Origin of the sequence: Candidatus Avelusimicrobium caledoniensis, from assembly GCF_902756455.1 — a bacterium.
GTDB lineage: Bacteria > Elusimicrobiota > Elusimicrobia > Elusimicrobiales > Elusimicrobiaceae > Avelusimicrobium > Avelusimicrobium caledoniense.
Genome location: NZ_CACVRB010000005.1, coordinates 22,901 through 35,338, shown reverse-complemented (window position 1 = coordinate 35,338; position 12,438 = coordinate 22,901). Strand labels below are relative to the sequence as shown.

Below are 12,438 nucleotides of genomic sequence, written 5' to 3'. Positions count from 1 at the left end.
ATATATGAACAAACAAACTACCGCCCCGGCGGAGAATAAAGATTTTTTGACGGACCTTTTAGCCAACGCAGTCCGTTTTTGTAAGCAAAACCGCAAGCAAGTGCTTGTCACGTTAGTAGTTATCGTTCTACTTATTACGGGAATTTCCTGCTACGTCAACCATTGTAAAAAAGTAACCGAAGATTCGTGGGCCGCTTATTACAACGCCCAGATTGCGTTTCTAAGCGAAGGACAAGAGGCCGCTTTTACGCAACTGGATAATTTAGCCAACGATTTTAAGGGCACTCCGGCAGCCGCATACGCGCAATTATTAAAAGCAAACATCTTATTTGCACAAGAAAATTTTGCTCAGGCCGCCACTATATATAAGGAACTGGCTGATAATTCCAACGAAACAGTCCGCACAGAAGCGGCCTTGTCGCAAGCGGCCGCGTTGCAAGGAGCCAAAGATTACAGCGGCTCTATTACCGTAGCCAAAAATTTCATTGAAAAAAATTCCAAAAGCTTTGCTTTGCCGCAAGCATATTTGACCTTAGCCATGAGCCAAGAGCTCGCCGGGGATAAACCCGCCGCCTTGGAAAGCTACAAATACCTCTTGGAAAATCACACCAAAACTTACTTTGGCACACTCGCTAAAGATAAAATCTCACAACTTCAGAAGTAAAAATCAATAAAACGCCCTTTTTGTCTGCTCGTATAGAGATGAAAGGGGTGTTTTCTCATTAAAAATAATAAGGAAAACATATGAAAAAACTAGTAGTTATGATGTGCTCTCTCTTGCTAACCGAGATGTCTTTCGGTGCAGGATTTGCCCTGTATGAATACAGTGGCCGCTCTACCGCTATGGGTGGAGCCGTAATGGCTAACGATGCCGAACCGGCCTCTTTGGCGACGAACCCGTCCCTCATTACCGAATTGGAAGGTACGCAAATTCAAGCAGGTATCACCGCTGTACAAGCGCATGCGAAAACGACAATAACCAACCCGTTAACGCATCAACAAGAATCACGTACGCTTAAAAAAGATACATGGTTATTGCCTAATTTTTACATTACCCATAAATGGAGCGATGATGTTTCGTTTGGGTTAGGTGGTTTTTCCCGCTATGGTTTAGGTGGTACCTACAAAAACCGTGAAACGTGGATTGGTAGCATGTTGGCCTATAAAGTTAAGTTAGAAACTTTCTCTTTTACTCCGACGATTGCCGTAAAAGCCAATGATCAACTTTCCGTAGCCATGGGGTTAGAAGCCATGACGATTGACTTTACCCAAAACTCTCAAGTTATGACTCCGGCCAACAGTTATGAAATTCACGGTACCGGTATTAGTTGGGGGGGTAACTTTTCTTTAACATATCGCCCTGAATGGGCCGAAAAATGGGCTATCGGTGCTATGTACCGCTCCAAAGTCAAACAAAATTTAGACGGTTACATTCACACCGCTAGCGGAAACACCATTTATAATCCGTTGAATCCCACCCAAGAGATCGTCCGACATTCTTCCGCATCCGGTTCTATTAATTTACCGGACAGTATTTCCACGGGAGTTTCGTTCCGTGCCACGGATAACTGGGTATTGGAAGCCGGTATCGTAGGTACGTTTTGGAGTGCATACGACCAAATCGTTATTGAATATACGGAAGGGGATGAAGCCGCTCCGACTATTCATAATAAAAAACGCTACAAAGATACGTTCCGTTTGAATTTCGGTACGGAATATAAACTCAACCAGAATTGGGCCGTGCGCGCGGGATACGTATTTGATAAATCACCAATTAACAAACACTCCATGGACACACTCGTTCCTGTAGATGACCGTCATATCGTCAGTGCCGGGTTTGGTTATAAAACTGATACTTGGAGTGCCGACTTTGCCTACGCCCACATCTTTGGAAAAGATTTAACGGGTACGGCAAGCGAACAGTATTATCGTACACCCATGAAATACTCCGAAGGCCGCAGCGACATGGTTGCCTTAACCTTCGGGTATAAGTTTTAGTACTTGCCGTAATTTGTAGTACAAAAAACCCGCCCACACAGGCGGGTTTTTTTTCGTATAATAACGATACACTACTCGCCCCGCTCGTCATCCCGGAGATTTGTAATCCGGGATATAGCGGGGCAACAATAAGGGGAAAAATCTATGACAAATTGTGACGTAAACGACCGCAAAGTAGCCGTTATCGGCTGTGGGTTTGTAGGCGCGGCAAGCGCGTTTGCGCTGATGCAGAGCGGACTTTTTAGCGAAATGGTGTTATTAGACAGCGACAAAAATAAAGCCGAAGGCGAAGCCATGGATATTTCCCACGGCGAGGCGTACGCCCGCCCCATGAAAATTTACGCCGGAACGTACGACGATATCACAGACGCCGCTATCATTATTATCACGGCAGGTGCCAACCAAAAACCGGGCGAAACTCGCTTGGACCTTGTTCAAAAAAACGTCGGTATTTTTAAGCAAATCATCCCGGAAATTACAAAACGCAATTACAAAGGCATTTTACTCGTCGTAGCCAACCCCGTGGATATTCTAACTTATACCGCATTAAAACTAAGCGGACTGCCCGAAAGCCGCGTGATCGGCTCCGGCACCGTGTTAGACACGGCCCGCCTGCGTGAAATTTTAGGCAACCGCTTAGGTGTAGACAGCCGCAGTGTACACGCGTTTATCGTCGGGGAACATGGCGACAGCGAAATTGCCGTTTGGAGCACCGCCAACGTGGCGGGCGTGCCGATACATAAATTTTGCAGTTTGCGCGGCGTACACAACCACGACGAACACATGCGGAAAATTGCCGAAGAAGTCAAACAAAGCGCGTACGAAATTATTACACGCAAAAAAGCCACATACTACGGAATTGCCATGGCGGTTAAGCGCATTTGCGAAGCCATTGTGCGCGACGAAAAATCGGTGCTCCCCGTATCCAATTTAATGCACGGCGCATACGGAATTAGTGATATCACACTCAGCATGCCCGCCGTGGTGGGTAAAAACGGAGTGGAACTGCAAATGCCGATTTCTTTAGACGGGCATGAGGCATTAGCTCTTAAATCTTCCGCCGATATGCTTAAAAAAATCGCCAAAGACGCCGGCGTGGAAGATTAAATTTTTTCCAACAGTTTTTGCACGAGCCGCGGCACGGCGTAGTTTTCCAACGAAGATTTTTTGATACGTAAAAATTCCGCGGGCACTTTAGCGGCGGGGGGGAGTTTTACCTTATATAATTGCGCCCAAATAATGCGGTGCGATAAAATGTGTTTAACGGAACTGCCGACGGGCGTTAATGTCGCACGGCCGCACCACGCGGGCTTTTTGGTTAGCACGCCGCCCTTGCTTGTTTCCACGAGGGGGAGTTCATACAAATTTTGCCAAATATCGCCCGCGCCGCGTTTGTGCAGCCACGTATAGCCGCCCTGTTCTACGTATATATAATGGAAAAACCGCTCGCTCACTTTTGTTTTTTGCGCTTTAACGGGCAATTTGTCTGCGCAATTTTTCCGTCGGGCCACGCACGCCTTACTAAGTGGGCATAATAAGCATTGAGGCGCTTGCGGCGTGCACACCATGGCCCCAAAGTCCATGATCGCTTGATTAAAATCGCCGGGCAATTTTTTATCCAATAATTGTTGCGCCAATGCGGTAAATTCTTTTTTCCCCTCGGTAGTATCAATGGGAGTGTTAATTCCGAACACGCGCGAAAGTACCCGGTACACATTTCCGTCTACAACGGCATAAGGCATATTGTACGCCATGGAACATATCGCCGCGGCGGTATAATCGCCCACGCCTTTTAAGGCGCGCACGCCGTCGTAGGTGGTGGGGAATTTTCCGTTCATGCTTTTGGCGGCGGCGTGCAAATTGCGCGCGCGCGAATAGTAGCCCAGCCCTTGCCAAAGTTTTAATACTTCGTCCTCATCCGCCGCGGCGAGTGCTGCGGGGGTGGGAAACCTTTTGGCAAATTTCTCGTAGTAGGCAAGCCCTTGCGAAATACGCGTCTGTTGGAAGATAATTTCAGACAACCAAATTAAATATGCATTGTGCGTATCCCTAAACGGTAAACTGCGTTTATTGGCTTTGTACCACGCGAGCAAGGTGGGGGAAAAACTTTTCATATTTCTATTTTACTACTTTTCCCGTCGCGGCACTCGCAGACTTGCATACAAACCCGTTTTGCGGAAGATAACACCTAACACAAACAGAGTTCCTAGGCCTCTTTGCCCGTGCGGCGAGCACCCCGGCAAGGGAGTTGACAAATCAAAAAAAAAAACGATAATAAAGGGGCAGTAAAAATACTTTAAGGAGCAAACAATATGAAAAACAAACAAGCATTTACGTTAATAGAACTACTCGTCGTCGTACTCATTATCGGCATATTGGCCGCCGTGGCATTGCCGCAGTATCAAAAAGCGGTAGAAAAAAGTAAAGCCGCCCAAGCGTTTGCCATGATTCGCACCGTAGCCGCCGCGCAAGAGGCCTACCACATGGCTAACGGGGAATATGCTACTACATTTGATGAACTCGCCGTAGATATCCCGTGGACGGGTTCCCAAATCTGGATTGCCGGCTCTAGCCGGGGATGTGATGTTGCTTCTAATAATGATTGGAGTTTACAACTATATTATGAAGCAAAGGGATACGGAATATCCGTTGGTCGTATTTCCGGCCCGTATGCGGGGGCGGGATTTATATATATGTTGGGACATGTATATTCGGATAAGACATCTACTCCTCTTAATAAACTACTTTGTCTTGAAAATCACTACACCGGAGGCGGAAACGGGTTTACGTTTAATAAACCAGCTGGGGATTACTGTAAAAAAATCTTTGGAGCAAGCGGCACGTATTTTGCGCCACTGCCTTAATTCTTGCTCCGCAAAATCGCACCTGATTTTGCATTTTCGCTTTTTCCGCATTTTGGGGTAGCTGAGCTACCCCAACTTTTTATTTTCAAAATCTGCCCAAAATTTTGTGCGCGCCACGCGGCAAAAAATCTAAGTCAAATTGTTATATTAGATTTTTTTGCCCTATTCTATACCCCTGTTTTTGACAAACCGACATAAGTTTTTTTGCGTCCCCTGCCAAGCTTACCGTCTGAGAAAGCAGCTTATCCCCAGTTTTTGACATAAAAAGACATATAATAGCATATATTGACATAAGACAGAAAAAATTTTATTATATGTCTTATCCGCGTGGATAACGTGTGTGGAAAACTCATTTTGCAAAAAAGGAAGCGTTTTTTATGAACGACATGGGAAAGAATCAAAAAATCCGGTTTAAGTTCGCCAACGGCGAAGAATTTGAGGCCGAGGGCTCATTAGATTTTGTAGAAAAACAACGCGATTATTTTTTGGCCCTCGTTAAAAAGAAACCGCTAACCTCTTCCGCGCGCCCTGTGGCCGACCCATCAGCGCGGACGATCCCGCAAGAGGATACGTCCGTATCCGGCACGCTTACCCCGCGTATGTACGCCACCGCTCCGGGCTCGTACGCGTCCGAAACGAAAAAAATAGCCCAGAGGGCTGCCGCTACCGACGATAAACCTGTCTTTTCTTCCACACGCGTATGGGAACAACTGCTTACCCAAGAGGGGGATAACCTGTATTTACGACGGAAATTTCACTTATCCGCTGATGATGCCGCGCTGATTTTACTGGCGGGGGGAAAGGAGCTATTGCAAAAAGACGGGTGTAGCGCGCTGTGGCTTTCCCGCGCGCTGGCCAAATCGGGCTTTGAAACGGGGCGGCTAGACCGCTTACTGGCTCCGGCCCAAAAGCTTAGCTTTTTGCTCTGCCAAGGAGCCAAACGCAGCCGCTTATATATGCTTACCCCGGCAGGGCTGGCTCACGCCTTTGTACTGGCCGAAAAGAAAGCCCAAGGGCTGTTATAAACCCGGCCCGGGCCACGCGCCCTTATTTTCTTCTACAATGTGGGGGGAGAAAAAACCGATTTATACCCGGCTTATTCCCCTTTTTAGCATCTGCGCCGGGGGACTTTTTCAGCACTTTTGAACCCCTTATTGACGCCCTTTTTAGTACCACCGGATAATATTTTCCCCGCCTTTTTTGGCTTTTTTTGATACCCCCTTTTAGCCAATTTTTAGCCCCCTCAAACTTGGCGTGGGGGAAACCCCTTTAAAATTCAAATCTAAGTTGTCAAATTAGATTTTTTAACTTTTTCCCCATTTTTAATAACCCTAAGAACAGCCAAATCAAATTCCACAGCTTAACTGGGCTAAGTGGGGGAAAAATAGGGTTATTTGACAGGTTTATTTTACTAACGATAATTTTTATTATGTTAATTATTTAAGGGAAAAACGAAGAATAAAACAAGCTATATTCATTATTTGATTTTTTCGTTTTATACATAATATTTAAAACTTTTTTCTATTAAACTTATACAATTTATAGATTTTGTTTTTTAGCAGTAAAGTGAACTGAGCAAGCCGCGCAAAATTACAAAAAAATTTAAAATTACGGTTTTAAAAACAGCTCTATTTTTACATATTAAAAAATGCAAAATTTAACTTAATTTTGCATTTTTTGGCCAATCGCTTAAAACGCCCCAGAACGATTTGGGGGTACCTAGGATATGGGGTAAAATAAAATAGGCGATTTTAAAAGTCCTTAAAATTTAAGTATTTTCGTCAATTTGGCTACTCCCCCCATTTTCCAATAAAAACAGGGGGTAACCGGACCTAATTTAAGATCATAGGCCCCAAACAGAAAAGTAAAAACCAAAGCCGGTATAAAATAAGGGATATGTAACAACAAGCACACAAACCGGACGAACGCAAAGAAAGACATGCACGTTAGCGAACTAAAAAGATTTTCGGGAAAACACACAGGTTAGCGGCAAAGGGCTTCCCAGCACATAAAATAGGAATTACGACCCATAAGAAAAGGGGGAAATTAGGTATTAAAAAAGGGGGAAGAACTATAAAATTTTTTGTTTCTCCCCCCACCCGTTGTGATCGTTAGCTACGCTATCTATCAAAATTTATAGACGAAACACGCCCCCCACCCCGTACAGTCGTTCTCTTTGGTAAAATACTGGGCCCCCACCGATTCGCACAATTTACCGTATTTATCATTCTTACTCGCCGAAAAAGAAAAGCAAACTTGATAGCCATGCGTACCATGAAACCGCGGCCCATGCGGGAAATAGATAGCATACGCGTTATTTAATCGTTGGGTATCTGCACACGCCACACGTTCATTATATTTATCTAACGTACACTTTCCCCACGGATAGGTACAGGTGGTTTTGCTCGCGCTAAGCGTACAGCCCGATAGTTCCACCGCCAAGGCCTCAAAGTCTTGCGTATATTCCCCATTTGCCATATAGTAGGTTTCTTCGGCCTGAGCCAGCGCATCGGTCAAAGCCATCAGCGAAGAATAGCGGCTTTTCATTACCGATTTTTCGTACTGCGGCAACGCCACCGCCGCTAAAATACCGATGATTAACACAACGACTAAAAGCTCAATGAGCGTAAATGCTTTGTTGTTGTTCTTCATACAACCTCCTTTGTTTCATCAAATAAAATGTAGCAAAAAAAAAAACGATGTCAAGTTTTATTTTTTTCTCTCGCTATATCCCGCATAGAAACTCTGCGGGATGACGAGCGAGAGAAAAATATATACAGAAAAGTCCCTCTCCGCTTTTCTGGCCTCAGAAAAGCTAGCAAAAGAAGGCCGCCTAGGGGGCGGCCAGCACGGGTACAAAAAAGCCCCCTTCATAAAAGGGGGCTCTAAATACTTATCTAAAAATTGCGCTTTTCAACTCTTTATTCGCAATCGGCTTGTCCTTTTCTGTTTGCTTATTATTTCTGTTCCTCCGGGACAATTTCTGCCGCTTTCGCCGCTTGGCGTTCCGCTTCAAAGATACTCTTGCTAAGCGAGATAAACTGGCGGTTTTTCATATCTAACAACAGCACATCTGTTCCTTCCGGCAAAATCGGTGCTTTGACACGAATGATAAAAAAACCCGATTTTTTTTGCATACCGCCGTACCACGCATCTTCCAAAGCAACCGAGGCGGTTTGCCATCTAAACGGCGCACGGTCCGCAAGAGAAACTACATTTTGCAAGGAAGTTTCAAAACTGCCGGCAAATTGCGCCTGCAAGCCGTAGGCAGTTTTTAACATATCTGTTAATTCCCGCGTCCACGAAAGATCGGTGCTTTCTTTAAATGCCGCATACGATTTGGAGAAGTTCATTTCAAAACCGGGGAACTGGCTGGCAAGCACGCGCGAGGCAACCAATCTTTCCGAAACTTTGGGAGCGAATTGGGAAATCCGGTCCCCCAACGCCACTTGACGGGTATACGCAGTACCGCCGATTTGGGGCAACGTCGGTTGTATCATCATACGGCCTAATTCCAAATTGGCTACGGACAAGGGGGCAAACCCCTGACCGGGCACGCCGGGTAAAAGATTTCCGGAAGTCTTAGGGCGAAATAGTTTAAGTTTCGGCCACCCTCCGGCGTAAGACAAGTTAGCAAGCCCTAATACACAACATACCAGGCCTACCGTTTTTTTAATATTCATGTTCTACTCCTTTTTTAAATAAGTATCTAGCTTACTTTTCTATTATTACAAAAGAAATGTAACCGGACAAGGGCCAAAAGGCCCACTTGTATCGTGGGCCTTATTTGCTCAAAAAGTTTTAATTTAGCGGTGTTTATTGATAAAAGCCGCCGCCTCAATACCGGCTTTGGCACCGGATCCGGCGGCAATGATCGCTTGGCGGTAATGTTTATCGGCACAATCTCCGGCGGCGAAGATACCCTCAATGGTGGTATGGGTACGCTCGTCGGCCAGTACAAGCCCGGTATCGGACAGGGCCACCAATGAGTCTTTTAAAAACGCCGTTTGCGGCTCAGCCCCGATAGCGACAAATACGCCGCTAACAGCTAGATCTTTCGTTTCCCCCGTCTGCACGTTTTTCACGCGAAGCCCGGTCACAAATTCGTCCCCTAAAATTTTCTCCGGCACTACATTTAATACAAATTCAATTTTGGGGTTTTTACGCGCTTGTTCTACGGTAACTTGGTCGGCGCGGAAACCCTCGCGGCGGTGAACTAAATACACTTTCGGGCAAAATTGGGCGAGAAAAAGCGCATCTTCAAACGCCGTATTTCCGCCCCCCACCACGCACACCTCTTTGCCGCGCATAAAAAATCCGTCGCACGTTGCGCAGGCCGATACCCCTTTGCCGCGCAGTTTTTCTTCTTCGGGCAAATTGAGCCAACGCGCTTTGGCTCCCGTAGCGATAATAACGCTAGTCGCCTGATATGTTTTTCCCCCCGCACACGTCACGGTAAAAGGCGGGTGTTCGCCTTCAATTTTTGTTACTTCGTCAGAAGTAAATTCTACGCCCAAGCGTTTGCATTGTTTGTGCATAGCGTCCATCATTTCAAAACCGCCGACGGGGTTTACAAAACCGGCGTAATTTTCAATTTCACTGGTTTGTAATAATTGTCCGCCCGGCACACTTCCCCCGGCAATCACGGTTTTAACACCCGCGCGCACGGCGTAAATAGCCGCACTGCATCCCGCAGGCCCGGCACCGATAATGAGTAAATCAATTTGTGTTGTCATGCTAAAAACTCCTTAAATAATTTGTTAAAAAATTCTACCGGAAAACCCACCACGTTGGTTTTACTGCCTACGATTTTTTCTATAAACGGATCTTCGTTATCTTGCACGGCATACGCGCCGGCTTTGTCCATGTGTTTACCCGCCAAATGCAAGAGCTCCCCGTCGGACAATTTGCGTGCTTTGCACTTGGACACATCGTGCCCAAACACCATTTTCTGCTCGCTTAAACACAGCACGCACACGCCCGTATAAACGCTTTGCCACGCACCGTTTAACTTACGCAAAATGCGTAACGCATCCTCCTTATCTTTGGGCTTGCCGATAATTTCACCTTTACAATAAACAAGCGTATCTGCGCCGATGACCACCGCATTTGGGTATTTGCGGGCCACGTCAAACGCTTTTTGCAACGCCAATTCTTTTACGCGTGCGGCCGGGCGTTTTTTGGTGCTTTTTTCTTTACATTGGGAAGGGATCACGTCAAACTTAACGCCCAATTGTTTAAGCAGTTCAATACGCCGCGGTGACTTAGAGGCAAGCACAATATACATACTTATTTTTTTACAAAGCGCGAAACAATCAAATAGCCAATCACAAGCCCGATGATACCGCAAATCGTTACATGCACGGCTAGCGGGTGAATGCCCACGCCATACACGCGCGTAAGGGCTCCGGCCATTTCAGCCGGCAACAAGGCGGCTAATTTTTCTAAGCCCAGCCCTAACACGCCGCCTAACACAAACGTCAATACACAAAAAATAAGTCCTCTCATTATATTCCTCCTAAGTTAATGTAAAGTTATTGTATCTTTTTTTATAGGGATAGGGGCAGTCTGTTTTCCGTCTTCATCATCTGTAAGTTGGTAACGCATCCGCCAAAACCCGATCCCGGCCAGTACCGCTACCGATGCCACAATCAACCACGGGCCGGGCAGATAATGCGGGGCCACCCAATCGCCAAGCAACCCGGCCACAAAAAAACCAAGTGCAGATCCCATGTTGTAAAACACCATGAGAAGCCCCAAATACCGCCCGCGTGTTTCGCGTGAAGCGATATTAGACACCATGGTTTGCTCGCCGGGGGAAACGATCAGTTCCCCCACGCCTGCCAAAAATACGCCCACGGCAATCAGCGCAAACGAACTGAAAAACCCGACCGATCCAAACCCCACTGCATACGCTATACATCCCCAAAACATCGCCGTAGAAAGCCGGTGTTTGGACATCCATTTAGACGCCGCCTGTTGGAGTAAAATAACAACCAGCCCGTTAATCGTAAAAAACCACCCGATAAAATATTCCGGCATCTGTAAGTATTGTTTACAATGGATAGAAAGTCCCACCACCAGTTGCGAGTTGACCGCCGTAATCATTACCACATATAAACAAATGCGCGCCAAACGGGTATCGGTTAGCGAGCTTAGCATGGTAGCGAAACTGGGTTTACGCGCGCGGCGGCGCGCGCCTTTTTTAGATGTACGGTCTTTAATCAGCCGGCCTAAATATAAGATAGTCGTGGCGTACAAAAGCGCGGTAAAATAAAAAGCCACGCTGTATGAGTAACGCACCAAAAAGCCCCCCACCGCCGGCCCTAATGCCCAGCCGATATTGAGCCCAATGCGGATCATCCCAAACGCTTCCACCCGCTCTTTAGGCGTGGTGTGATCGGTAACCCATGCGTTAGCCGCCGGACGGAAGAACGCCCCTAAAAACGTAGTGAAGAAATAACACGTCAGCATCCACCCGGCTTGTGCGTTTAGTTCAATGCAAAGCGCGAGCGAAAACATCGCAATAATTTGGGAGAATAGCCCCCACATCATCACATTTTTGCGTCCGAACGCATCGGCGAGTTCGCCCGATATCGCGCTGGACACACAGCGAGACAGCCCCGCTAGTGCCACCACCAGTCCCGCCATCGCAGGGGCCAGGTGTTGTTGGCTGATTAAGTAAATAGTAAAAAACGGTAACGACAGCCCATAGCCAAATAGCAAAATCCCGTTTGCTACCGCCACGAGCCACATACCTTTTCGGGTAACAGCTTGCATAATTATATTTTATGAAATTTAGCACCGCTCCGATACAGTTTGCTAAAAAAAAATGAAGTATTAAAGTAAATTTTGGTATAATATGTCAAGAGCTTTTTATGAACAGGGAAGAACAACTCCTTCAAAATTTTAAAGAAGTACAGGACTCCCTGTCGGGCGCGTGTAAGCGGGCCGGACGAGAACCGCAAGAAATAACGCTCCTGGGTGTTACGAAATACGCCGCCGATGAGGATGTGCTGTTTTTGCTCAAACGAGGGCTACTTAAACACGTGGGCGAATCGCGTTTGCAGCAAGCGTTATCCCGTTGGACACGGCCCGAATTTGCCGCATTTGATACCGTCAAGCATTTAATCGGTCATTTGCAGCATAATAAAGCGGCCAAAGCCGCTGCGTTTTTTGATTTTATTGACTCGTTGGACGATTTATCCACCGCCGAGATTTTGGACAAACATGTACCCGTTGAAAAGGCATTACGGGTGTTGGTGCAAGTAAAATTAACAACGCGCGAAACGCAATCGGGTTTGCCGCTTGAAAAAGCACGCGAATTGGTCAGGCAAGTGCGGAGTTTTACAAATTTAAAAGTTTGCGGATACATGGCTATTGCCCCGCAAGGCGCAACACCGCAAGAGTTAAAAGCATTGTTCGCGCCGCTAAAAGAAGCGTTTGACGAAGATTTCCCCCTCGGACAAGAGCGTTACTTGTCACTGGGAATGAGTGAAGATTTTGAAATTGCAATAGAGGCGGGTTCTACCCTGCCCCGAATCGGCAGTAAATTATTTGCCGAGAGATAAGGAGC

Annotated in this window: 13 protein-coding genes; 6 read left to right on the top strand and 7 right to left on the bottom strand. The window is 46.5% G+C overall.

Annotated features, from left to right (window positions below; translation table 11 throughout):
- Positions 1 to 4 precede the first annotated feature (4 nt).
- The 3 genes from ACQY2W_RS02085 (at position 5) to ACQY2W_RS02075 (ending at position 3,105) form a co-directional block, all read left to right on the top strand.
- On the top strand, positions 5 to 664 hold the full coding sequence (locus ACQY2W_RS02085; RefSeq protein WP_428048927.1) for a tetratricopeptide repeat protein: 660 nt from the start codon (positions 5 to 7) through the stop codon (positions 662 to 664).
- Between the two features lie 80 nt (positions 665 to 744).
- Entirely contained in the window at positions 745 to 1,998 is a 1,254-nt protein-coding gene (locus ACQY2W_RS02080; RefSeq protein ID WP_428048926.1) for an OmpP1/FadL family transporter, read from the top strand.
- A gap of 144 nt (positions 1,999 to 2,142) precedes the next feature.
- Positions 2,143 to 3,105 (top strand): L-lactate dehydrogenase, encoded by a 963-nt coding sequence (locus tag ACQY2W_RS02075; protein ID WP_428048925.1) that lies wholly within the window; start codon positions 2,143 to 2,145, stop codon positions 3,103 to 3,105.
- Here the strand turns inward: ACQY2W_RS02075 and mutY are convergent.
- Positions 3,102 to 4,112 (bottom strand): A/G-specific adenine glycosylase, encoded by a 1,011-nt coding sequence (gene mutY, locus ACQY2W_RS02070; RefSeq protein WP_428048924.1) that lies wholly within the window; start codon positions 4,110 to 4,112, stop codon positions 3,102 to 3,104. The two genes, ACQY2W_RS02075 and mutY, sit on opposite strands and share 4 nt — an antisense overlap.
- Before the next feature lie 198 nt (positions 4,113 to 4,310).
- On the opposite strand from mutY, the gene ACQY2W_RS02065 reads away from it, so the two are divergent.
- Together ACQY2W_RS02065 and ACQY2W_RS02060 are read left to right on the top strand one after the other, a co-directional pair.
- Positions 4,311 to 4,862, top strand: coding sequence for a type IV pilin protein (locus tag ACQY2W_RS02065; protein WP_428048923.1), 552 nt, complete (start codon positions 4,311 to 4,313; stop codon positions 4,860 to 4,862).
- Between the two features lie 377 nt (positions 4,863 to 5,239).
- Positions 5,240 to 5,887 (top strand): hypothetical protein, encoded by a 648-nt coding sequence (locus tag ACQY2W_RS02060; RefSeq protein WP_428048922.1) that lies wholly within the window; start codon positions 5,240 to 5,242, stop codon positions 5,885 to 5,887.
- 1,102 nt (positions 5,888 to 6,989) lie between these two features.
- Here the strand turns inward: ACQY2W_RS02060 and ACQY2W_RS02055 are convergent.
- The 6 genes from ACQY2W_RS02055 to ACQY2W_RS02030 form a co-directional block, all read right to left on the bottom strand.
- On the bottom strand, positions 6,990 to 7,514 hold the full coding sequence (locus ACQY2W_RS02055) for a type IV pilin protein (protein ID WP_428048921.1): 525 nt from the start codon (positions 7,512 to 7,514) through the stop codon (positions 6,990 to 6,992).
- Positions 7,515 to 7,819: 305 nt separating this feature from the next.
- A complete protein-coding gene (locus ACQY2W_RS02050; protein WP_428048920.1) occupies positions 7,820 to 8,545 on the bottom strand; it encodes a hypothetical protein in 726 nt (241 codons plus the stop codon).
- A 123-nt stretch (positions 8,546 to 8,668) separates the two neighbouring features.
- Positions 8,669 to 9,598: a thioredoxin-disulfide reductase gene (gene trxB / locus ACQY2W_RS02045; RefSeq protein WP_428048919.1), complete on the bottom strand. Its 930-nt coding sequence runs from the start codon at positions 9,596 to 9,598 to the stop codon at positions 8,669 to 8,671.
- Positions 9,595 to 10,149, bottom strand: coding sequence for a Maf family protein (locus ACQY2W_RS02040; protein WP_428048918.1), 555 nt, complete (start codon positions 10,147 to 10,149; stop codon positions 9,595 to 9,597). Before ACQY2W_RS02040 ends, trxB begins: the two co-directional genes overlap by 4 nt.
- Positions 10,150 to 10,151: 2 nt before the next feature.
- Positions 10,152 to 10,370, bottom strand: a complete 219-nt coding sequence (locus ACQY2W_RS02035; RefSeq protein WP_428048917.1) for a hypothetical protein — start codon at positions 10,368 to 10,370, stop codon at positions 10,152 to 10,154.
- A 15-nt stretch (positions 10,371 to 10,385) separates the two neighbouring features.
- Positions 10,386 to 11,642: an MDR family MFS transporter gene (locus tag ACQY2W_RS02030; protein ID WP_428048916.1), complete on the bottom strand. Its 1,257-nt coding sequence runs from the start codon at positions 11,640 to 11,642 to the stop codon at positions 10,386 to 10,388.
- Positions 11,643 to 11,740: 98 nt separating this feature from the next.
- Here ACQY2W_RS02030 and ACQY2W_RS02025 point away from each other — a divergent pair, with 98 nt between their 5' ends.
- On the top strand, positions 11,741 to 12,433 hold the full coding sequence (locus ACQY2W_RS02025; protein WP_428048915.1) for a YggS family pyridoxal phosphate-dependent enzyme: 693 nt from the start codon (positions 11,741 to 11,743) through the stop codon (positions 12,431 to 12,433).
- The last annotated feature ends 5 nt before the right edge of the window (positions 12,434 to 12,438 follow it).